The organism is Mesorhizobium tianshanense (genome assembly GCF_007830515.1).
Lineage (GTDB): Bacteria > Pseudomonadota > Alphaproteobacteria > Rhizobiales > Rhizobiaceae > Mesorhizobium > Mesorhizobium tianshanense.
Map to the genome: position 1 here is coordinate 15252 of NZ_VLKT01000003.1, position 22856 is coordinate 38107.

Here is a 22856-nt window from a genome sequence, read left to right on the forward strand (position 1 = left end):
GCTCACTCCACTGCCTTCAGCGTTGCCGGCGCATTGGCGGCAATCTTGTCCTGGCCCTGTGCCGGCACCGCGATGCGATGACCGGCCAGCGCGCCCAGCACCTCGCCGCGCGTGCCGAACATCTTGACGGCGCCATCGTGTATGAGAACAACATGGTCCGCCGTGCGCAAAAGGTTCGTCTGGTGGCTGACGAGAACGACGGTGCAGCCTCGTTCCTTCAAATGCCGAAGCACATTGAACAGTGCCATTTCACCGTCGCCGTCGAGGCCGGTGTTCGGTTCGTCGAGCACGACAAGCGAGGGATTGCCGAACAGGGCCCGGGCGAGGGCGATGCGCTGACGTTGGCCACGCGAGATTCGTGCCCCGTGCGACCCCACCTCGGTTTGATAACCGTTCGGCATCCGCAATATCATCTCGTGGATACCCGCCGCCTGCGCCGCGGCGATGACCGCGGCACTGTCGACATCGCGCAGGCGCGCAATGTTCTCGGCTATCGTCCCGGGAAACAGCTCGACCTGCTGCGGCAGATAGCCGATGTGCATCCCCAACTGGTCGCAGGGCCAATTGGCGACCTCCGCTTCGTCCAGCCTTACATGGCCGAGCGACGGGCGCAGCGTCCCCACCATGAGGCGGCAGAGCGTGGTTTTGCCGGAGCCCGACGGACCGATCACGCCACAGGTCTCGCCGGCCACGACGTTGAAGGATACTTTGTTCATCAGCGCCTGCTGTGTACCCGGCGCATGGTAGTGCACGTCCTCAAGCTTCAGCCGGCCTTGCGGGCGCGGCAAGGTTACGCCACCGCTCTGCCTGGACCCGGTGTCGGCGAAGAGGCGCATGAGGTTGCGACGCGCAGTGCGAGCGGCAACCAGGCTGCGCCAGGCACCGATCGAGCGTTCTATCGGCGCCAGCGCGCGGCTCAGCAGGATCGATGCCGCGATCATCGATCCAGCCGTCAGTTCGCCACGCAGGACAAAATAGGCGCCAAGCCCCAGCACGGCTACCTGCAGGGCCATGCGGAGCGAGCGCGACAGGTTGCCGATCATGGTCGTGCGGCCGAGAATCTGCGCCTGGATGGTCATGAACGACTGCTGCTTTTCTTCCCAACGCTGCAGCGCCGGCTCCGACATGCCGAGCGAGCGCAGCGTCTCGGCGCCATCGATGTATTGGCCGGCCGCGACCTGGTTACGGCGCAGCCCTGCCGCCGCTTCCTGGCTCTTGCGGCGGGTGAGGAAATCATTGGCGAGCGCGCCGCAGAACAAAAGGATCGCCCCGGCTATTCCAACCAGGCCCAATGCCGGGTGCAAAAGCCATATGAACGCCAGGAAGACGGGCGTCCACGGCGCATCGAGAAAGGTCAGCATGCCGTCACCGGCAACGAAACCGCGCAGGTCCGCCACGTCCTTCAGGCCAGCCTCGAGGCTGCTGTCGCCCGCGAGGCGAGCCTCCATGGCTCGCTCGATCACCGGGACACTCAGCTGGTCGTCGAGCCATTGGCTGATATGGCCGAGGATCATCCGGCGGGCTTGCTCCAGCAGGCCGTAGACGGCGATCGCGCCGATCACCGCCAGGGTGAGCCACATCAGCGTGTCGATCGACCCGCTCGACAGGACCCTGTCGTAGATCTGCAGCATGTAAACTGCGCTGGCGAGCATCAGCAGGTTGGCAAGCAGGCTGAAAATGAGCAGGGCGGGCACTTGGCGCCGCGCCAGATGCATCACCTCCTGGAACTGCGGTCTTGGCTGCGTCACGGATTGCCCCCGTTGCGATGCTTTGGATTGGGCCCGGCCGGGCGCCAAGGCTGGCGCCCGGCCGGTATCGCGTCAGGCTATGACGACGCCGTCTACGAGGCCGTCGTCGAAGATGCCGGTCCCGTCGATGCCAATGGAGAAGCTGTCGCTCGCCGTGTCGCCGTCGGCATCGGCGATCTGCACAGTGAAATCGAGCTTCTCGTCGGGCGCTGGCTGCGTCTGGACGAGGCCGAAGCCGCCGATGTCGAAGGTGTTGTTGTCGTTGCCGGCAACGCTGTCCGCGTTGCTGATGTTTTCGATCAGCACGCGGTCATGGGTTCCGCTGGTCGTCCACTGCACCTTGTCGCCGGTGCTCAGGCCGGTGATTATCAAGTTGCCGTCGGCGTCGATCGAGGCTTCCGGAGTAAATTGCTTGTTGCCTGCCGTGACGACGAAGTCGGTGATCGAAAACGACGTGATGGCGACGTGCTGGTCGTTGGTGAGCCCGTCGACGAAATTCACTCCCGGTTCGGCGGCGGTGCTAAAGGCCGAGATTTTGACGGTGACGGGTCCGACGCCCGGATTGGTCTGGTTGACGGTGAAGGACGCCGTGGTCGTATTGAACACGTTCTGGAAGTCGATGTTGGCTTCGACGTCGGCCTCGTTCTGGTCCAGATTTGGCACCAGGAAGTTCGTGTTCGCGCCCGTGACGTAGGTGATGAACGCGCCCTCATCGGGGTTGATCTGGTTGCCGTTGACGCCGAACGAGGTGGTGCTGCCGGCCTGGCTGATATTGAGCACATCCTTGGTCGTGATGTTTCCGCCCTCGGATTGGTTCAATGGGTCTTCCCCGATCACCACGATCTGGGCGGAGTTGGGATCGCCGAAGGTCATGAACAGGTTGCTGCCGGAGGGTGCCCCGGCGAAACCGAAATTCACCTCCGCGGGCGGAGGATTCTGGAGGACATCGAAGGTATAGTTGCCGCCCGACAGGGTCAGCTTGAAGAAATCGATGTCCCCGGCGGTGTGTGTGCCGCTGCCATCAACATCCTTGTAGTAAGTAGCGACAGTATTGCTGTTCGTAAGGTCCCTGAGCAGGGTTACCTGCGAGGATGTGCCGTCCAATATCGTCAGGGTCGCCGGCGAGCTCGTAATGCTGTAGGTTGCCGGGTCATCCGCCCCGACCACCCCGCTGAGCGTCTTGGTCACGGTGCTGCCAGCAGCGAAGTCCACCAGCCCATCGGCGACGGGTCCGATAGCCGGCCCGTCGTCCTGGAACTGCACGGCATCGCCGATGCCGGTCGAGGCCGTCGCTGTGTCGCCGTCACCGTCGGTGACCGTCGCCACCGCCAGCAACGCGCCGTCGGTGATCGACACCGAATCATCGGGATTGGTGGCGTCCGGGTGCTTCAGCGAGGCGTACTGCGCCATGCTCACGACCCCGGTCGCGCTGTCGATTGCGACGGCGAACGCCGCCGCTCCCGCGGCTGAGCCTATGCGGCCGACCACCAGGTTGCCTTCCTTGAACAGGAAGATGCTGGTGCCGGCGGTCGTGTCGAGGCCGGAATCCACCCCTGCGGCGGACACAGCCAGCGAGAACGCCGTCGTCCCGCCCTCCTGGTCCGCGCCGAACGAGCTTCCCGTCGAGCTCACGACCGGGCTTGCGTCCTGCGCGTAACCGGTGGGGCTCAGGTCGGCACTTTTATTGGCGACCCCGGCGAACAGCGCCACCACCGCTGCCGCCGTGGTGTCGTCGGCATCGGCGTCGACGCCCGCGGTCTCGTCATGCGCCACCGTCGCGGCGCCCTGCACGATCGCCGCTGTCGGCCCGTCGTCCTGGAACTGCACGGCATCGCCGATACCGGTCGAGGCCGTCGCTGTGTCGCCATCGCCGTCGATGACCGTGACCTTCGCCAGCAACGCGCTGTCGGTGATCGACACCGAATCATCGGGATTGGTGGTGCCCGGGTGCTTCAGTGAGGCGTACTGCGCCACGCTCACGACCCCGCTCGTGCCGTTGATCGCGACGGCGAACGCCGCCGCCCCCGCGGCTGAGCCTATGCGGCCGACCACCAGGTCGCCTTCCTTGAACAGGAAGATGCTGGTGCCGCCGGTCGTGTCGAGGCCGGAATCCACCCCTGCGGCGGACACATCCAGCGAGAACGCAATCGTGCCCCCGTCTGTACCCGTAGAACTGCCGGTTGAGCTCACCACCGGGCTCGCGTCCTGTGCGTAGCCGGTGGGGCTCAGATCGGTGCTGACATTGCTGACGCCCGCGAAAAGGCTGATGACTCCTGCGGCAGTGGTGTCGTCGGCATCGGCCTGGTTGCCCGCGGTCTCGTCATGCGCCACCGTCGCAGCGCCCTGGACGATCGCCGCCGTCGGTCCGTCGTCCTCGATGACGATCTGCTGGCCGACGAACGTCGAGGCGCCGCTGGATGTCACGATGCCGAAGCCGCCGATGTCGAAGGTGTTGTTGTCGTTGCCGGCAACGCTGTCCGCGTTGCTGATGTTTTCGATCAGCACGCGGTCATGGGTTCCGCTGGTCGTCCACTGCACCTTGTCGCCGGTGCTCAGGCCGGTGATTATCAAGTTGCCGTCGGCGTCGATCGAGGCTTCCGGAGTAAATTGCTTGTTGCCTGCCTTGACGGCGAAGTCGGTGATCGAGAACGACGTGATAGCGACGTGCGTGTCGTTGGTGAGCCCGTCGACGAAGTCCACCCCCGGTTCCGCGGCGGTGGTGAAGGCCGAGATCTTGACGGTGACGGGTCCGACGCCCGGATTGGTCTGGTTGACGGTGAAGGACGCCGCGGTCGCATTGACGACGTTCGTGAAGTCGATGTTGGCTTCGACGTCGGCTTCGTTCTGGTCCAGATTGGGCACCAGGAAGTTCGTGTTCGCGCCCGTGACGTAGGTGATGAACGCGCCCTCATCGGGGTTGATCTGGTTGCCGTTGACGCCGAACGAGGTCGTGCTGCCGGCCTGGCTGATATTGAGCACATCCTTGGTCGTGATGTTTCCGCCCTCGGACTGATTCAATGGGTCCTTCCCGATCACCACGATCTGGGTGGAGTTTGGATCGCCGAAGGTCATGAACAGGTTGCTGCCGGAGGGCGCCCCGGCAAAGCTGAAGTCGAGCTCCTCGCTCGCCGCGAGCTTGAGGGTGTTGCCGAGATCGACCGCGTCATCCGGGTTGGTGCCGTCGCCATGGAAGATCGGAACGTAGGTGACGATGTTGAAGGTTACCTGGTCGCTGGTCGCGCCGGCGTTGATCACGTCCTGCTTGAAGATGACGAAGGCGATCGCGTCGGCGCTGCCGTTGCCATCGCTGTCATATCTCCCGATCACGGTGTCGTTTGTACCGGCGAAGAGCAGGATATCCTTGCCGTCGACGGTGTTGAGCCCGCTATCATCGCCGTCGAGGGTGCCGCCGCTGCCGTCGGTGAACGTAGTGCCGACGAGCTGGGAGCCGGCGGTGGCGTTGACAGTGACCGAGTTCGTCTTGGTCGCGACGCCGATGCTGGTCGGGAACGCGGAGCTCAACCCGAGAGTCGTCTCGAGATAGGTCCGGAACGAAGCCGGCAGCGAGGAGTACGCAACATCGGTGTCCGTAAAGGCGTCGTCGATATTGTCGCCGGTTTGCAGCCCTGTCGTCTGGTCGTTGACGGCCTCGTCGTTGAGAATGAAGGTGATTGCCATGATCGTTTTCCCCTTCGTTGAGTTTGTTTCTAACGATCCGCACTTCCGGTGACGTCGGAATGCACCTACTCGAGTGCATCCGGTCGCGTACTGAATTGCGGCATTCAATTGTTCATTGTGCCGCCGATGGCGAAGAGGCGTCCATTCGCGGTTCGATAGTGTTATGGTGAATACCCTACCTGATCGAACGATATACATCCTTCGATAGGGTCGAGCCGCGACAGGCACTTGCGGGTAAACCGCGTTGGTATGACGGGTCGATTGTCATGCTGTGGGTTTCCGGCCTGTTGCCGGTATCATGTTGACGCAGGCGGGCTCGACGCTTGGCCGAAGGTGATGATCAAAGCCCGCCTTTGTGACGTGTCCCCGGATGATCGGCGGCTTCGCCAAACGTCGCCCAGGCCAATTCAGTCCTGCTGCCGAGGTGGAGCTTTTCGAAGACATGGTGCACGTGCATTTTCACCGTGCCCTCGGATACGTGCAGCTGGTTGGCAATGCTCTTGTTGCGGAACCCGCGTGCGACGAGGCTGGCGACTTCGGCCTCACGTCCTGTGAGCGTGCGCGCGGAGTAATGCAGCGCGCTCGGCATCACCAGCTGCTGTAGGATATCATGATCGATCCATTTTCGACCGGCCCCCACCGCACTTACACATTCGATAAGGTAGCCGTGGCTGACGCCGTCCAGCAACAAGCCGTCGGCGTCGAGTGCCCGTATCTCATTGACGTCGAATTCGCTCTTTGGCTGCAGGATGAAAATGATGCCCAGGGCGCTGTTGCTGGCCCTTAGCCGGAAAGAGAGAGTGGCTATCTGCCGATCCGCAATGTCCAGGCCTATGATCGCAATATCAGGCCGATGACGCTCCACATGAGGGAGAACGTCAATTGCGCGGTGGCAGTCTGCAACAATGCTGTGTCCGGCCCCCCGCAGAACCCACTCCAGACCGGCGAGATACACCCCCCGCGGGTCCGCAACAACCAACGTTGACATGCGAACACCGTCCGTAAAACACACAACGAACTTTGTTAAATATGTCAGGAAGTCAGGAAACCAGAGCCTCAGGCGCTTGTCAAGTAAGTCCTAATATAACAGCAAATGCCTGGGAAAACGGCTCCAACCCTTAGGGCACACGCAGTGCGGGCATCATCGAATCGGCGCCACGTGGCACTGCATCAGGGCGGGCGCTTCGTGTTCGTCATGAACGAACTGGATTCGACGGTCGTCTCGCTTGCGCTTGACGATACGTCAGGGAAACTCACCATCATCGACACGAAGCCGGCCGTGTCGGCGGAGGCGCGCGACGCCGCCACGGGCTGGCTGGCCGGCACCGGACGGTCCATCGACGTCGGCACGCCGATGTGCGTCAAGATCGTGTGTTGAAGCTACCCGTCTCCGTCAAGCAGCGAGGCATGCACGGTCCTGTGATTTCGGCTGAGCCGTCAGCGTGGTAGTTTCCAGTCGTTTCCGCTCCGGAGTCGTCATGCGTACCAAGCTGCTGGAAGTCACCCTTGCCGTGTTGCTGCTGGGTGGCGGCGTTCCCGCCGGTCATGCGGAAGTGGCCGAGCGGCCGTCACCTTCGGGTGGAGTTCTGTCGCTGCTTCCGCCTCCGCAGATCTCCGATCATTCGATCGTGATTGCGGGACGTACGCTCAACTATCAGGCAAAGGCTGGCACTCTGTCGTTGCCATCCGGCAAGGGCGATGTCACTGCGGAAATTTTTCACGTCGCCTACACGCTGCGTCCCGAAGCGAACCGGGAACCTGACCCCCAGCGCCCGATCACTTTTGTATTCAACGGTGGTCCTGGAGCGGCTTCCGCCTATCTGCATCTTGGCGCGCTCGGTCCGCGCGTCATGGCGACGGCGGCCGATGGGAGTTTTCTGCCTTCGCCACAGCGGCTTTTGAACAACCCGAACACCTGGCTCGACATGACCGACCTGGTCTTTGTCGATCCGGTTGGAACAGGTTACAGCCGTGAAGCGCCCGGCACCGAAGCCCGCAGCTTCTGGGGCGTCAACCAGGACGCCGCCTCGATGGGAGCCTTCATCCGGCTCTATCTGGCACAGGCGGGCCGCACAGCCTCGCCGGTATTTCTTGCCGGCGAAAGCTATGGCGGGTTTCGGGCGGCACTGCTCGCCAAGACGCTTCAGGAAGATATCGGCATCAGTCCGAGCGGCATCGTGCTCATCTCGCCGGCGCTCGAATTCACGCTCGTGCGGCCCGACGAGTTCCAGCCGCTCCACTGGGCGCTCGAACTCCCGTCGCTGGCGGCGGTGCGCCTGCGCAGCGAAGGTGTCACCGGTTCCGCGCTGCGGGAGCAACTGGCCGAAGTCGAACGCTATGCGCTTGGCGATTATCTCGTCGCGCTAGCCAGCGGCCTCGAACAGGGTGGGCGCCTGGCGAGCCAGCGCGTGGCCGAAATCACCGGCCTGCCCCTCGACCTCGTCCAACGAAACTTCGCGCGCATTCCCACCGCGCTCTTCGCCAGGGAATTTGCACGGGCAAGGGGTAATGTTCTCAGCGCCTATGACGGCATGATCGAAACGGCGGACATCGCCCCGGAAAGCCTGAGATATGGCGGCCCTGATCCGGTGCTCGACCGAAGCGTGCCGGCGCTCACATCCGCCTTTGTCAGCTACGTGCGTGACGAATTGAAATTCCGCACCGATCTAAGCTACCGGCTTCTCAACCGTGAAGTCAGCGGCAATTGGGATTACGGGACGAGCCCGACGCGTCAGGGCTATACCGGCGTGATGGATGACCTTCAGCAGGCGCGCGCGTTGAACCCCGGCCTCGGCGTTTTGATCGTCAACGGCTATACCGACCTGGTGACGCCCTATTTGGTGTCACGCTATCTTGTCGGCCAGATTCCCTCGCTTCCTGGTGCAAAACCCATCCGCCTCGACCTGCTGGAAGGCGGCCACATGATGTATTTCAGGCCAGAGAGCCGGCGCGCGCTGAGGGAGGCTGCGTCCGAGCTTTACCAAACGCCGAAATGAAACGGTTGCGGACAAAACGATCCGGATGAGGTCGTAGCGACAGAGTGCATCTCGATGACAAATCCAGCTCTTCGCAAGAGCGACGGATGATGCAACACGAACCGGACAGGCGAGCAAGTCGATGACATCTCAGAATGCAGAACTGACCTGGCTCAACCCGCCACCGCATCATGCTTTCGGCGACAGCAGCGTGCATGTGCGGAGCGGTAAGGAAACCGATTTCTGGCGCGAGACGTTCTACGACTTCTGGCGCGACAACGGCCACTTCCTCTACCGGCAGGTCGAGGGCGACTTCAGCGCCGAGGTCACCGTCAACGGGGACTACAAGGTGCTCTACGACCAGGCCGGTTTGATGATCCGGCTGAGCGAGACGCACTGGGTCAAGGCCGGCATCGAGTTCATCGACGGGCTGATGTATTTTTCCGTCGTCGTCACCAACGATGCCTCCGACTGGTCGCTGGTCAGCATTCCGGCTGGTCCGGACGGCGTCAGGATCCGGCTGACCCGCCATGCCGAGGCGATCCGCGTTCAGTACCTGGATGCCTCCGACCATCACTGGAAGCCGGTGCGGCTCGCCTACTTCCCGCCCTCGAAAACGGTCGATGTCGGCATGATGTGTTGTTCGCCGCAACGTGAAGGTTTCGAAGTCACATTCAGCGATTTTTCAGTCGGCCCGGCGATCTCGAGGAAACTCCATGACTGATGCGTCCTGTCACCGCGTCGGGGCTCCGGCTTCACAGCAGCATCGTTTCGACAGGCACGTTGCGCGGCAAGGTGGTCGTCTCAATCCTTCCGCTTCAACCGGGACAACGCAGTCGGCGACGGGACGGGTCGAGGGTGTCATCTTCATCGGCAGCAGGTCGTTCTACACCATCTGCCTGGCCGACGGCGTTCGCGTCCGTGTCCAGATCCAACGGAGCACCAGCACAAGCTTGCCGCCGGGTGAAAAGACGGAAATTTTCTGGGACGCCGAAAACGTGGTCATCCTTCCGGAAGCCTGATTGCCGGCCGTCGATCGGATCTTCGGGAAAATAAGCCGAAGCAATTCGATCTGCTGAACAGGCGAAGGCCGTCAGTCGGTCAATCCACGTGAAATGTCGTTGTTGCACTCAAGGCTTACTGCTGTACCTTCAAAGGTCATGGAGGCGTGAGCTCTTATGCTGCTTGAGCGAGAGGGGCCGCTTGGAATTCTGTTGGCCAGCGCCGAGAGAGCTGCGGCCGGGCACGGCGGGACCGTGCTGGTGGACGGCGAAGCGGGCGTCGGCAAGACTTCCCTCCTGCGCGAATTCGCGGAGAACGCCGACAGCAATTACCGGATGCTGTGGGGCTGGTGCGAGGCGCTCTTCACCCCCCGCCCGCTCGGTCCTCTTCAGGACATGGCGCACCTGCTGGACCCCCGCGTGGCGGCTCTGCTTGAGGAGACTGCGGCGCCGGAGCGGCTTTTTCCGGCGTTGTTGAATTCACTTCAGCACACCAAAGGCACGACCGTGCTCATCTTCGAAGACATGCATTGGGCCGACAATGCGACACTTGACCTGGTAAGATACCTCGGTCGCCGCGTCTCCCTGCTTCGCACGATGCTTGTGCTCAGCATGCGCAGAGACGAGATAAGTGCCGATCATCCTCTGACCCACGTGCTTGGCGACCTTCCGTCCGCCTCGGTGAGCCGCGTGACGCTGGAACCGCTGTCTTCCCAGGCGGTGACGGTGCTGGCCGAGCAGGCCGGCCGCTCCGCCGAGGGGCTTTATCGCATTACCGAGGGCAATCCCTTCTTCGTCACTGAACTCCTGTCCAGCAGTGAGGCCGAACCGGGGCGCGTGCCCGATTCCATACGCGACGCGGTCTGGTCGCGCCTGTCGCGCCTGACCCCAGGAGAGCGCGAGGTGCTGGAGGTCATGAGCATCATGCCGGGCAGTGTTGAGCCGTGGCTGATCCGGGCACTTCTCGGGGACGAGACCGAAGTTCTCGTCGACCAGTGCGTGGGACGGGGATTGCTGCGGCGGGACGCTCAGGGCGCGCTGACGTTTCGCCACGAGCTTGCCAGGGAAGCGACGCTCGACCGGCTCGCCCCGTCCCTCCAACGGTCGCTGCATGCGAAAGTCGAAGCGGCGCTCTCCGAACTGCCGGCGGCGCAGGCAAGCGCTCTGCTTTCGCGACGGGTGCACCATGCTGGCGGCGCCGACAATGGCGAACGCGTCCTGGAACTCGCACCGCAAGCCGCCGAGCAGGCGGCGCGTCTCGGTGCGCATAGGGAGGCCGCTTCACATCTGGCGACCGCGCTTCGATACGTTTCAGAGGCTCCGTCGGCGCTGGCTGCCCAGCTTTGTGAGGACTGGGCCTACGAGGCGGGCCTGTCACTGTTCGTCTACGATGAGATCATCGAGGCACGGCATCGCGCCATTGCGATCTGGCGGGAGCTTGGGCGCATCGACAAGGTCGGGGCCAATCTGCGCTGGCTGTCGCGTCTCCACTGGCGCCGCGGAGAGGGCCAGGAGGCGGAAGATTATGCGGATCAGGCGGTGCGCGAAGTGGAGAACCTGCCGCCTGGGCCGGAACTGGCGATGGCCTACAGCACGCGCTCGCAGCTACACATGCTGCATTATCGTTTCAACGAGGCGATCGAATGGGGCGAGCGCGCGATCAGCCTGGCGGACCGGTTGGGTGAGGTCGAGACACGCGTCCACGCCCTGAACAATGTCGGCACGGCGCTGATGTTCGCCGACCGTCCGGGCGGGCGTGAGCGGCTGGAGGAAAGCCTCGCCCTGGCGCTCGATCACGGGTTTCACGACCATGCGTCGCGAGCCTATACGAACTTCGCCGAATGCGCGGTGGTGACCAAGGACTTCGCCTTGGCCGAGCGGCTGCTCGCGGAAGGGATTGCCTACTGCGCCAGGCACGATCTCGATTCGGCGGCGCAATACCTGCTCGGCCGGCAGGCACAGCTTCGCACCGAGCAGGGGCGCTTTCGCGAAGCCGAGACGATTGCCCAGGGCGTCATGAATCTGGAACGCCTGCCGATGGTAATGCACCTGCCGGCCCTGACGGAACTCGGGAGGGTGCGGGTCCGGCTGGGTGAGCCTGACGGCGCGGCGCTGCTGGAGCAGGCGCTCCGGGAGGGTCTGACGACCGGCGAGGCTCAACGCGTCATACCGGTTCGCTTGGCGCTGGCCGAGGCCGCCTGGCTTGCCGAGGAGCCCGGCGCCAGCCGCGAGCCGCTGACGGCCCTCGCCGAAATGGACCTCGACAATTTCCGTCCCTGGGACGTCGGCGAACTGGCCGTCTGGTGGCAGCGCTGCGGAATGGCGGGATCGCTGCCGGTGCCGGCCGCCCGCATTCCCTTGCCGCAAGCATTGGAACTCCGCGGCGACCCGATGGCGGCCTCGGCCGAATGGTCCCGCCTGGGTCTTCCCTATGAGTCGGCGCTCGCCCTCATGCAGGTCCGCGGAACCGATGCCGGCGCGGCGCTGGCGCGCGCCGTGACGACATTCGAGGCCGTCGAAGCGCGCCCGGCGGCAGCGCTGGCGCGAAAGCTGGCGCAGCGCATCGGAGCCGCCAGCCAGCTGCCGAAGCAGCGCCGGGGGCCGTACACCGTGGCCAGGCAGCATCCGCTGGGCCTGACGAGGCAAGAACAACAGGTGCTCACAATGATTGCTCAAGGTCTGGGCAACAAGGAGGCGGCACGGCGCCTGTCGCGCTCGCCACGGACAATCGAGCATCAGGTTTCCGCCGTGCTTGGCAAATTCAACGCGGCAAACCGGATGGAGATTCTGCTTCGCCTTCGCGGCGAGCCTTGGCTCTTGCCGCCGACAGACGCGCTGCAAGCCCGTGGAAACTAGGCAAACGCGCGAAAATTGGGAGATCAGCCACCGGGAAACTAGGTGACCGCACCGATGCGCGCGGATGCCGCCGCGCGCAGGATGAGCTCGTGAGTTGGGAAGGGACTGCCAGGCAGTCCTTGAGCTCACCAATCGGAGGAAATAGCCATGATCAGATATTCCACCGCATTCGCAACGGTCTTGCTCGCCACCACGAGCGTGGCCGCAGCCTCGGAACTTGCGCCGGGGAACGGCCACAGCATCCGTCTCGGCCCGGTCACAGGCGCCGTCTATTACACGGTCGAGCCGGACGGCTACCGGGTCGTTGCGACCCTGGCTTCCGGGGCCGATTCGCAGCCGGTGCGGTTCGTCTCCACGCTCGGACCGGGGCAACACATGATGATCTCCTTGCCTCAAGCCGTCGGCCAGCCATCGCTCGATTTCAAGATCATGCGGTACGGCACCACGGTTCTCGTGAGAGAGCCCGCCGCCATTCCGGTGGCCGATCCGATGGAACAGGCATCGATCCAGGACGCTCTTGACCGATGAGCCGGTGATGGTGCGGCGGGTGAGACGATGCGGGTCTGCACCGATGGGACCTCGACCGCGAACGGCCCGGCAGGGCCAAAACCTTGGGCGCCGAGCCGCCGCAGATCGAGTGCTTCCCTAGAGTCCACGAGGTTTCCATGACCAGGATCGCGGGCGCCTATCCGCTGGAACCGCACGAAAATCGGTAATTCCCGCAAAAGCATGAACACGCCCGCGAAAACTGGGAAACCGGCCGCCCAAAAATGGGTGATGGCACCGATTTGCGTAGCCGCCGGGACGCATAGAGTCGGGCTTGCAGCGTGGAAGACTTTCCCAAGATCATTCACGCCTTCCTGATCCGAAGGAAGTGGGCACTAGGGCGAGGCGCAGGAAGCCGCCGACGGCGTCGAAATCGCGCGCCGTGGCGGGTGCGCACCGATCCTTCAGGTCGGTAGCGCCGCCCCTCTGCGATCCACGCAAAGATCAGGAGGGTGCCGTTCGAATTCGCCCTAGTCCCGCAGCAGGTCGAACATCAGTTTGAAGAAACGGTCCGCATCGACCTCGTGCGCGATGCGGGCGTTTTCCTTTTCGCCACGTTCGCGCCAGAAATCGGCGACGGCCGCGCCGAATGCGTAGCTGCCGGAGAGGTCGACGCCGACATGGGCGGGACGCGTGCGCACCAGCGTAGGGTCGATGGCCAGCTCCCTCGGCGCGCACACGGCCACGATCAAAGCCGACGTCACCGACGAAGCGGATCTAGCGCCGTCGAGACCACCGTCGAGACGTTCGGCAGGCTCGATGCCGTGTTCAACAATGCCGGCATTTCCGGCGCCGTCGCTCCGGTTCACGAACTGCCGGTCGAGGACTGGGACACCATCATTCGCATCAATCTGCGCGGCATGTTCCTCGTCCTGCAGGCGTCGCTTCGGGTGATGATCCAGGCAGGGAATGGCGGCTCGATCGTCAACATTGGCTCGTCCATGGCCGGCTGGGACGTGCTCGCGAGTGGCGCCGGCTACGTCGCCTCGAAGCATGGCGTGGTCGGGCTGACGCGGGTCGCGGCGATCGATGCCGCGCCCTACGGCATACGCGTCAACGCCATCTGCCCCGGCGTGATCGAGACAACGCTCGGCGTACCGGCAGCCGGCGGCGGTGATTTCGAAAGCGGCGTCCAGCATTTCGCCGACCGCATCCCGCTGCGCCGCATCGGCCAGCCGGACGACGTCGCGGCCTTCCTGGCTTCCGACGAGGCCAGGCACGTCACCGGCGCGGATTGGCTGATCGACGGCGGCCAGACCTTGCAGAGCTGGGCCAACGCGCCGGCGGGCAGCGCCTTTCCGAAGCTTCGATAAGTCGTCGCACCTCCATTCCATCTGGCCCATGGAGCGATGGCGGCTCGCAGGCGAACTCCGCACAGCCGTCCGAGGAGCCGCAGCGTTCCGAAATTGAATGTGGCTGGCGGCAGCGGATTGGTTTGCCTGTCAGCGCTCCAGGCCAAGGCCACCGCCGATGCACAGCGAGGCCAGGCCGCGCCTGGCGCCGCGCTTGCGCATTTCATGCAGCAGCGTGACGACGATCCGGCAGCCGGATCCGGCCAGCGGGTGTCCGAGCGCGATGGCGCCGCCATTGACGTTGATCAGGCCGCTGTCCCAGCCCATTTCGCGATCGACCGCGATGGCTTGTGCGGCGAAAGCCTCGTTGATTTCCATGAGGTCGAGGTCGGACGCCGTCCAGCCGGCCTTGTCCAGCGCCTTGCGCGATGCCGCCACCGGCCCCAGCCCCATCTCCATCGGTTCGACGCCAGCCGATGCGTAGGAAGCGATGCGCGCCAGCGGCGTCAGGCCGAGTTCGGCCATGCGCTTGTCCGAAACCACCATCACTGCTGCCGCGCCGTCGTTCAATCCGGATGAATTGCCCGCCGTGACGGTGCCGTCGGTGTCGAAGACCGGCCGCAAGCGCGACAGGCCATCCAGCGTCGAGGCCGGATTGGGATGTTCATCGGTTGCAATGACGCGTTCCTCGCGTTTCACCGTGACCGTCACCGGCACGATCTCGCCGGCGAAACGCCCGGCAGCGATCGCGGCGCCGGCTTTCTCCTGTGAAGCCAGCGCGAACCGGTCCTGCTCGTCGCGCGTGACCTGGTAGCGCCGCGCCAGGCCTTCCGCCGTTACCCCCATATGCACCTGGTTGGGCGCGTCCCACAGGCCGTCGACGATCATCGAGTCCTTGATTTCGTGGTCACCCATCCTGATACCGCGGCGCACGCCATGGATCAAATACGGCGCCTCCGTCATCGAGTCCTGGCCGCCGGCAATGACGATGTCGGCGTCGCCGCAGCGTATCGCCTGGGCGGCGAGATGAATCGACTTCTGGCCGGCGCCGCAGACCTTGTTGACGGTCAGCGCCGGCACGCCGACTGGAATGCCGGCCTTGAGCGCCGCTTGCCGGGCCGGGTTCTGTCCAGCGCCCCCGGTCAGCACCTGGCCCATGATGATTTCGGAGATCGCACCGCCTTCGACCTGTGTTTCATCGAGCAGTGCGCGAAGCACGCGCGCGCCGAGCTCGGCGGCGGGAATGCCGGCGAAAGCGCCGTTGAGCTTGCCGATCGGCGTGCGCCTGGCGGCGACGATGAACACGTCCTGCATGCGTTTTTCGCTCCCTTGGCGAGGACGGACAGCGCTCGCCCCTCCTATTCTTGACATTCTGGTTATAACCAATATTCTAGATTCATGTAGGGCGCAACGCCAAGTGTCGGCGCCAGGCAGTTCCCGGGAGGAATCGATGACATCCAGCGTGCTTTGGACGCCGGTGGCAGCCGCGTTCAATAACTCCGGCCTTGCGCGTTTCGCCGTACAAAACGGCTTCGATCCGCATGACTACGAGACGCTGCATCGCTGGTCGATTGGCGAGAAAGGCGCCTTCTGGCGCGCCGTCTGGGATTTCGCCGGCATCATCGGCGAACCGGGCGCGGTGGCGTTTCGGGCCGACCCGTCGGCGCCGATGACCGGCAGCGCCTTCTTCCCTGCGGCCGGCCTCAACCTTGCCGAGAACCTGCTGCGCGGCGACGACGCGGCACTCGCGATCGTCGAAGCCGACGAGACCGGGCATTTCCGCCGCTATAGTCGCGGTGAATTGCGCGCCATGGTCGCCCGCACGGCGCATGGCCTGAAAGCCGCCGGCGTCGAACGCGGCGACAGGGTGGGCGGCATCCTGCCGAACCGCATCGAGGCGCTGGCGGCGCTGCTCGCCACGCTGTCCATCGGTGCGGTGTGGTCGTCCTGCTCGCCCGATTTCGGCGTGTCGGCCATTCTCGACCGGCTCGGCCAGATCGGGCCGAAGGTGCTGTTTGCCGCGCCGCGCTACCGGTATGCCGGCAGGAATCATGCTATAGAAGGCAGGCTGGCGGAGATCGTCGCTGGCATTCCCGAATTGACAACGCTCGTCATCTGCGGCGACCATGCGGTATCACCCCCATCCGGCATTTCCTGCATCGGCTTCGAGGCGTTCGGCAAGGCCGGAGGCCTCACCTTCGAGCGGGTGCCATTCGCGCACCCGGCCTATGTCCTCTACACATCCGGCACGACAGGCGCGCCGAAGGCCATCGTTCATTCCACCGGCGGCGTGCTGCTTCAGCACGTCAAGGAACATCTCCTGCATGGCGATGTCCGGCCCGGCGACGTCATGAGCTGGTACACCAACACCGCCTGGATGATGTATCACTGGCTGATCTCGGGCCTCGCCTGCGATGCGGCGGTCGTGCTTTACGACGGTGCGCCGATCCTGAAATCGGCAGGCGGTCTCGACCCGAGCCCACTGTGGCGCGTCGCCGAAAGAGCCGGCGTTACGCATTTCGGCACCAGCCCCAAATATCTGGCGACGCTGGCCGACGAAGATTATGCGCCGGGCGCCAGGCACGATCTGTCGGCGTTGCGTTCGCTGCTGTCGGCCGGCGCGCCGGTCTCGCCCGGCCAGTTCGACTGGGTCTATGAGAAGGTCAAGCGCGACATGATCTTCGCCTCGATTTCCGGCGGCACCGAGATCATCGGCTGCTTCCTGCTCGGTTCGCCGCTGCATCCGGTGCGCCGCGGCCATCTGACGGTCAAGGGGCTCGGGCTGGCGGTCGCTGTGATGGACGACCGCAACGCGCCGGTCATCGCTGCGCAGGGCGACCTCGTCTGCACCGAGCCGTTCCCGTCGATGCCGCTGACCTTCTGGGGCGAGTGCGGCGACGAGCGCTACCACGCCACCTATTTCGCCGCCCGCCGCGAAATCTGGACCCATGGCGACATCGCCGAAATGACCGTGCACGGCTCGGCGATCGTGCATGGCCGTTCCGACACGACGCTCAAACCCGGCGGCGTCAGGATCGGCACCGCCGAAATCTACGCGGCCTGTGAAAAATTCCCCGAGATCGACTGCCTTGTGTTCGGCGCGCCGGTCACCGGCGACGAGGAGATCCTGCTCTGCCTGAAGCTGAAGGAAGGCCGGGAACTGACGGCAGACCTCGCCCAGCGCATCCGCAAGCATATTCGCGAGCAGGCCTCGCCGCGTCATGTTCCGCATCGCATCCATGCCGTCACGGCCATTCCCTACACGCTGAGCGGCAAGCGGGTGGAGGGCGCCGCCCGCACGGTGATCGAGGGCAAGATGGTGAAGAATCTCGGTTCGCTGGCCAACCCCGAAGCGCTCGACGAATACCGGCGCCTCGACCGGAGCCAGGCGGCATGAGGCTTGCTCGTTCACGCGGCGCCGTTGCCGGCATCGGCGAGTTGAAGCCGACCCGCCGCACAGAAGGACGCACGACGCTGGAGATGATCGCCGAGGTCTCCAGGCTTGCCGTGCTCGACGCCGGGCTCGAACCCGGGCACATCGACGGACTGCTGGTCGGGCCGCAGGTCGGCGAGACGCCGCAGCACGTGCCGGCGACGGTGGCGGAATATCTCGGCCTCAAGCCCGATATGGCCAATGTCGTGGACCTCGGCGGCGCGTCCGGCGCCGGCATGGTCTGGCGGGCGGCGGCGGCGATCGAGGCGGGGATGTGCGACGCGGTGCTGTGCGTGCTGGCCAACGCCCGCGAGGAGGTGCCGTCGCGTTCACCCAACCGCAACCCGATTCGCGAATTCGACGTGCCGTTCGGCGCCTCCGGCGCCAACATTTCCTATGCGCTGCTGATGCAGGCGCATATGGCCGAACACGGTTCGTCGGCCGAGGATTTCGCCGCGATCGCCGCCTGGGCGCGCAGCAATGCGCAGCTCAATCCCGATGCGATCTTTCATGGCAAGCCGGCCGGCATCGATGACGTGCTGGCTTCGCCGATGGTCGCGTCGCCCCTGCATCTCCTGGAGATTGTCATGCCGGTTGCCGGCGGCGAGGCCGTCGTCGTCGTTTCGGCGAAGCGCGCGCGGCAACTGGCCAAGCCCGCCGTGCATCTTCTGGGCGCCGGCGAGAAGGTGACGCACCGCGCCGTCTCGCAGGCGCCGAGCCTGACCTCCGGCCCGCTCAAGCCGGCCATGGCGCGCGCCTTCGCCCAGTCCGGCACACGTGCCGCCGAGATGAACCTGCTGTCGCTCTACGACTGCTACACGATCATGGTGGCGGCGACGATCGAGGATGCCGGCCTCTGCGCTGCGGGGCAGTTCGGCCAATGGGTCCGCGACCACGATCTCGGTCCTTCCGGCGACGCGCCGCTGAATACGCATGGCGGCCAGCTCGGCTTCGGCCAGCCCGACCTTGCCGGCGGCATGACCCATGTCGTGGAGGCAGTGCGGCAATTGCGCGGGCAGGCGACAGGACGGCAGATCGCCAACGCCAAGCTGGCATTGGTCACCGGCAATGGCGCCACGATGAGCGAGGCGACGGCGCTTGTACTCGGAGCAGACCAATGAGCGTCGATCTCGATCTCCTGAAGACGCCGGGACCGACCGTCACCGCGCTGACCGCGCCGTTCTGGCAGGCGGCGGCCGAGGGACGGCTGGTCATCCAGTCCTGCGAAGCCTGCAGCAAGGCGGTGTTCTATCCCCGGCCGATCTGTCCGCATTGCTGGAGTGACCGCCTCGCCTGGCGCGAAGCCTCGGGCCGCGGCCGGCTCAAATCCTTCTCCGCCGTCCACAGGCCCGGCCATCCCGGCTGGCTGCCTGCGGCGCCTTACGTCGTCGGCCTGGTCGAACTGGACGAAGGCCCGACGATGCTCAGCTTCATTGCGGTGGGTGAAGATGCCTGCGCCGTCGGCCAATTGCTTGTGCTTGCGCCGACGCGGATCGGCGGCCGCCTGCTGCCCGCATTCAAACCGTCGGCCATGGCCGGCTCAACCACACCCAACCAAACTGGAGATACGCTCATGAGCACGGAGACGAAGGACGGCTGGATCGGCGTCATCAAGGGGCGGCCGCAAGTTGGCGCGTTTGCCGAACGCTCGCGGCGCACTCGCCCGGAGGACATCGAGGCCTTCACCGAAATGACCGGCGACCGCAACCCGCTGCATTACGACAAGGCGCTGGCCGAGGCATCGGTGTTCGGCAAGTTGATCGTCCAGGGCGGCGTCACGTCAGGCATCCTCAATGCGCTGGTGGCCGAGGATCTTCCGGGGCCGGGCACGGTGTTCCTTGAAGTCGCCTGGAAATTCGTCAAGGCGGTCGGCGTCGACGAGATGATCACCGGCCGCGTCGAGATCAAGGAGGTGCGTCCCGACAAGCCGATCTGCAAGATCGAGACCTCGGTGCGCAACGAAGCCGGCGACATCTGCCTGACCGGCACCGCGACGGTGTTCACCGTTCCGCTGGCCAAGGCTTGAATGGCCGGCATGACACTCTGGCGGGGCACTCAAGGCATGGCACAAGGCGCTCCTGCCGAAGACGCGCACCGCTGGCGCATGCTTTTCCTGCTCTGCCTCGCCCTGGTGCTGTCGCTGACGACCTGGTTTTCGGCAACCGCGATCACGCCCGAGCTGAAGGCGGCGTGGCACCTGTCGGGCGCGATCGAGGCCTGGCTGACCAATGGCGTGCAGATCGGCTTCGTCGCCGGCGCGCTGGCGTCGAGCCTGGTCAACCTGCCCGATATCGTCAGGCTGAACCGGCTGATGGCGGTTTCCGCCCTCCTTGCGGCGGTCGCCAATGCCTGGCTGTTGACGCAACCGGGCCCTGTCGGCCTGGTCGTCGCGCGCATCCTGACGGGCGCAGCATTGGCCGGCGTCTATCCGCCGGCGCTGAAACTTGTCTCGACATGGTTCGTGCGGGGCAGGGGTCTGGCGCTCGGCGCCGTCATCGGGGCGCTGACGCTGGGTTCCTCGCTGCCGCATCTGTTCCGGGCGCTGACCGGCTCGCTCGACTGGCAGCTGGTGGTCGTCGCCGCGACCGTGGCGACGTTCACCGGCGCGGCGATCTTCTGGTTCTTCGCCAGCGAAGGGCCGTATCCGTTCGGCAAGGCGATCTTCGATCCCCGCCAGATCGGCGCGGTCTTCCGAAACAGGTCGTTGACGCTGGTCAATATCGGCTATCTCGGCCACATGTGGGAGCTTTATGCGATGTGGGCTTGGCTGCTCGCCTACGCGCGCGCCGCCCTCGAGGCGCAGCAGCATGCCTCGCCGGCTTTGGCGTCGCTGCTGACCTTCCTGGCAATTGCCGCCGGTCTCGGTGGCTGCCTGCTCGGCGGCGTGCTTTCCGACCGCTTCGGCCGCAGCCTGACCACAGCCGGGCTGATGATCGTGTCGGGCCTTTGCGCGCTGGCCGTCGGCTTCGTCTTCGACGGACCGCTCTGGCTGTTCGTTCTGGTCACTGTCGCCTGGGGTGTTTCGATTGTCGGCGATTCCGCGCAGTTTTCAGCGGCGGTGACCGAGCTTGGCGACCGGCGCTTTGTCGGCACCGCTCTGTCCGTCCAGCTCGGGCTCGGCTTTGCCCTTACCGTGCTGGTGATCTGGTTGATACCGCAGGTCGCAGCCTTGCTTGGCGGCTGGCGCTGGGCGTTCCTGCTGCTGGTGCCCGGACCCTTCATCGGTGCCGCTGCGATGCTCGCCTTGCGGCGTCTGCCTGCCGCCGTGAAGATGGCCGGCGGCAAGCGCTAGGCCAACGGCTTGCAAGGATAGGATCACGGCCGGACTTGATTTCTCGCGCAAAGATGGAGTGTATCAGGCACGGCGATGATGCTGGTGCCCGGTTTGATAACCGAGCCGAGAATTCAGGATGGGTGGATGCTGAAGACCCGGGGAAGACCGCGCTACGACCAGGAAGACGCCGGGGCGGCGGAAACCTTTCGCGGCATCGGCGAGAAGATCCAGCTGAACCGCGACAATGCCGCGCCGCTTTGGGTGCAATTGCGCAACCAGATCGAGGAGGCAATCAACACCGGCGTGCTGGCCGCCAATTCGCGCATCCCGTCCGAACAGGCGCTGTGCGACTTCTTCGGCGTGTCCCGTCCCGTGGTGCGCGCCGCCATCGGCTCGCTGTCCAATGGCGGGCGGGTCATCAAGATGCCACGCAAGGGCATGTTCGTCGCGGCACCCCGCGAGCATGTCGATTTCATGACCTCGAACCTCAGCGTGTTCGGCGACCTGACCGCGAAAGGCCATTTCGTCTCGACCCGCACCTTCGAATTCTACCGTTGCCCGCCCAGCGAAAAGGAAAGCAGCGTCTTCGGCATACCTGAAACCGGCAGCGTCGTTCGCATCGGCCGCGTCTACATGACCGATGGTGCGCCGATCACGCTGACCCATATCAGCCTGCCCGGGCACAAGGTGCCGGGGCTGGAAACCGTAGACATCGAGAACCGGTCGGTCTTCCAGACGATCAGGGAACGCTATGGCCTGACCGTGCTGCGCGCCGAGCGCTGGTTCACCGCCGCAATGCCGACCCTGGAGGAGGCGGAACGCATGGGCGTGGCACCGACCACGCCGCTGATCTCGATCGAATCGATCGCCTATGACGCCGATGGCGCCGCGCTCGAGTATTATCAGGCGCTCTACAACTCGTCGGTGGCACGCATCCACATGTCGATCGAGCAGAGCAGCAGCACGAACGGGTAAGGGCCTTCCACCGCAAGGCAAGACATTGCCTAGCTGCGCCATATGCAGAAATATTATTTCTGGTAATAACCAGATTGACATGAGCAGGGAAGGACCTTAGGGTTCTGCTCATGCCGACATGCCCTGGGTGACGAACTCGTCATCCCCTGGGTGACGGAGACCGTCATCCCCCTAGGGTGGCGGGAGGAGTTTTCGGAATATCGGGTTTGCGAGGCGCCGCCACGACGGTTGGCGGGCGGAAAGCTGTTGCTTTGCGCTAGGCAGACCGTGTCCCGGCGTGGAGGAAGTGCATGGATTACAGGCGTCAACGGGATCTCGATGGCGAAGTCGCCGTGGTCACCGGCGGCGGGCGCGGTATCGGCTTTGAAGCGGCCAGGGCGCTGGGCTCCTGCGGCGCGCATGTCGTGCTGATCGACCTCGACAAGGGCGCGCTCGACGCCGCGGTCGTCGCGCTGTCGGATGCCGGCCTGACCGACGTTTCGACGAGGCAGCTCGACGTCACCGACCCGAGTGCCATGGAAGCGGCCGCCACCGATCTGGCGGTCGCGCTCGGCAGGATCGACATTCTCGTCAACAGCGCCGGCATCGCCCGGCTCAATTCGGCGCTCGACACGCCCGACGAGGAATGGCGGCTGGTCATGGACGTGAATGTCAACGGCGTCTACTGGGCCTCGCGCGCCTTCGGCCGCCACATGGTGGCGAAGGGCAAGGGCAGCATCGTCAATCTCGGCTCGATGTCGGGCCTGATCGTCAACCGCCCGCAGAGTGCGGCGTCCTACATGGTCAGCAAGGGCGCGGTCCACATGCTGACCAAGGCGCTCGCCGTCGAATGGGCGCCGATGGGCGTGCGCGTCAACGCACTGGCGCCCGGCTATGTCGCGACCGATATGACGCTGAAAATGCGCGACCGCCCCGAACTCTTCAACGTGTGGATGGACATGACGCCGATGGCGCGCTGCGGCGAGCCGCAGGAGATCGCCTCGGCGATCCTGTTCCTGGCTTCGCCCGCATCGAGCTACGTCACCGGCGCGATCCTGTCGATCGACGGTGGTTACACCGCCTGGTGAAATCTAGGGGA

At 64.7% G+C, this 22856-nt stretch carries 18 protein-coding genes; 13 read left to right on the forward strand and 5 right to left on the reverse strand.

Features of this window, described 5'->3' with window-relative positions; all coding sequences use genetic code 11:
* Positions 1 to 2 precede the first annotated feature (2 nt).
* The 3 genes from IQ26_RS02935 to IQ26_RS02945 form a co-directional block, all read right to left on the reverse strand.
* Positions 3 to 1748, reverse strand: a complete 1746-nt coding sequence (locus IQ26_RS02935) for a type I secretion system permease/ATPase (RefSeq protein ID WP_240546975.1) — start codon at positions 1746 to 1748, stop codon at positions 3 to 5.
* Positions 1749 to 1820: 72 nt separating this feature from the next.
* Positions 1821 to 5426, reverse strand: coding sequence for a DUF5801 repeats-in-toxin domain-containing protein (locus tag IQ26_RS02940; protein WP_145713076.1), 3606 nt, complete (start codon positions 5424 to 5426; stop codon positions 1821 to 1823).
* Between the two features lie 340 nt (positions 5427 to 5766).
* On the reverse strand, positions 5767 to 6414 hold the full coding sequence (locus IQ26_RS02945; RefSeq protein WP_145713079.1) for a response regulator transcription factor: 648 nt from the start codon (positions 6412 to 6414) through the stop codon (positions 5767 to 5769).
* Between the two features lie 105 nt (positions 6415 to 6519).
* Here IQ26_RS02945 and IQ26_RS02950 point away from each other — a divergent pair, with 105 nt between their 5' ends.
* The 6 genes from IQ26_RS02950 (at position 6520) to IQ26_RS02975 (ending at position 12786) form a co-directional block, all read left to right on the forward strand.
* Entirely contained in the window at positions 6520 to 6804 is a 285-nt protein-coding gene (locus tag IQ26_RS02950; RefSeq protein WP_145713082.1) for a beta-propeller fold lactonase family protein, read from the forward strand.
* Positions 6805 to 6904: 100 nt separating this feature from the next.
* Positions 6905 to 8422, forward strand: a complete 1518-nt coding sequence (locus tag IQ26_RS02955; protein WP_145713086.1) for a S10 family peptidase — start codon at positions 6905 to 6907, stop codon at positions 8420 to 8422.
* Positions 8423 to 8543: 121 nt separating this feature from the next.
* Positions 8544 to 9125 carry a DUF1349 domain-containing protein gene (locus tag IQ26_RS02960; protein ID WP_145713110.1) on the forward strand — a complete coding sequence of 194 codons (582 nt, stop codon included), beginning with the start codon at positions 8544 to 8546 and terminating at the stop codon, positions 9123 to 9125.
* Positions 9118 to 9423 carry a TOBE domain-containing protein gene (locus tag IQ26_RS02965; RefSeq protein ID WP_240546977.1) on the forward strand — a complete coding sequence of 102 codons (306 nt, stop codon included), beginning with the start codon at positions 9118 to 9120 and terminating at the stop codon, positions 9421 to 9423. Before IQ26_RS02960 ends, IQ26_RS02965 begins: the two co-directional genes overlap by 8 nt.
* A 156-nt stretch (positions 9424 to 9579) precedes the next feature.
* Positions 9580 to 12258 (forward strand): ATP-binding protein, encoded by a 2679-nt coding sequence (locus tag IQ26_RS02970; RefSeq protein ID WP_145713112.1) that lies wholly within the window; start codon positions 9580 to 9582, stop codon positions 12256 to 12258.
* Between the two features lie 147 nt (positions 12259 to 12405).
* On the forward strand, positions 12406 to 12786 hold the full coding sequence (locus IQ26_RS02975; RefSeq protein WP_145713113.1) for a hypothetical protein: 381 nt from the start codon (positions 12406 to 12408) through the stop codon (positions 12784 to 12786).
* Positions 12787 to 13274: 488 nt separating this feature from the next.
* Here the strand turns inward: IQ26_RS02975 and IQ26_RS02980 are convergent, their stop codons facing one another.
* Positions 13275 to 13496 carry a nucleoside hydrolase gene (locus IQ26_RS02980; protein WP_240546987.1) on the reverse strand — a complete coding sequence of 74 codons (222 nt, stop codon included), beginning with the start codon at positions 13494 to 13496 and terminating at the stop codon, positions 13275 to 13277.
* Between IQ26_RS02980 and IQ26_RS02985 the strand changes: the two genes are divergently transcribed.
* Positions 13425 to 14117, forward strand: coding sequence for an SDR family NAD(P)-dependent oxidoreductase (locus IQ26_RS02985; RefSeq protein ID WP_145713114.1), 693 nt, complete (start codon positions 13425 to 13427; stop codon positions 14115 to 14117). The genes IQ26_RS02980 and IQ26_RS02985 overlap by 72 nt on opposite strands.
* A gap of 129 nt (positions 14118 to 14246) precedes the next feature.
* Here the strand turns inward: IQ26_RS02985 and IQ26_RS02990 are convergent, their stop codons facing one another.
* Entirely contained in the window at positions 14247 to 15410 is a 1164-nt protein-coding gene (locus IQ26_RS02990; protein ID WP_145713116.1) for an acetyl-CoA C-acetyltransferase, read from the reverse strand.
* Positions 15411 to 15546: 136 nt separating this feature from the next.
* Between IQ26_RS02990 and IQ26_RS02995 the strand changes: the two genes are divergently transcribed.
* The 6 genes from IQ26_RS02995 (at position 15547) to IQ26_RS03025 (ending at position 22845) form a co-directional block, all read left to right on the forward strand.
* Positions 15547 to 17493 (forward strand): acetoacetate--CoA ligase, encoded by a 1947-nt coding sequence (locus IQ26_RS02995; RefSeq protein ID WP_145713118.1) that lies wholly within the window; start codon positions 15547 to 15549, stop codon positions 17491 to 17493.
* Positions 17490 to 18650, forward strand: coding sequence for a thiolase family protein (locus IQ26_RS03000; RefSeq protein ID WP_145713120.1), 1161 nt, complete (start codon positions 17490 to 17492; stop codon positions 18648 to 18650). The genes IQ26_RS02995 and IQ26_RS03000 overlap by 4 nt, the downstream gene beginning before the upstream one ends.
* Positions 18647 to 19555: a MaoC/PaaZ C-terminal domain-containing protein gene (locus IQ26_RS40245; protein WP_240546978.1), complete on the forward strand. Its 909-nt coding sequence runs from the start codon at positions 18647 to 18649 to the stop codon at positions 19553 to 19555. The genes IQ26_RS03000 and IQ26_RS40245 overlap by 4 nt, the downstream gene beginning before the upstream one ends.
* Before the next feature lie 9 nt (positions 19556 to 19564).
* Positions 19565 to 20821 carry an MFS transporter gene (locus tag IQ26_RS03015; RefSeq protein WP_240546979.1) on the forward strand — a complete coding sequence of 419 codons (1257 nt, stop codon included), beginning with the start codon at positions 19565 to 19567 and terminating at the stop codon, positions 20819 to 20821.
* A 126-nt stretch (positions 20822 to 20947) separates the two neighbouring features.
* On the forward strand, positions 20948 to 21778 hold the full coding sequence (locus IQ26_RS03020; protein ID WP_145713122.1) for a GntR family transcriptional regulator: 831 nt from the start codon (positions 20948 to 20950) through the stop codon (positions 21776 to 21778).
* Positions 21779 to 22068: 290 nt separating this feature from the next.
* Positions 22069 to 22845 carry an SDR family NAD(P)-dependent oxidoreductase gene (locus tag IQ26_RS03025; protein ID WP_145713124.1) on the forward strand — a complete coding sequence of 259 codons (777 nt, stop codon included), beginning with the start codon at positions 22069 to 22071 and terminating at the stop codon, positions 22843 to 22845.
* Positions 22846 to 22856: the final 11 nt, after the last annotated feature.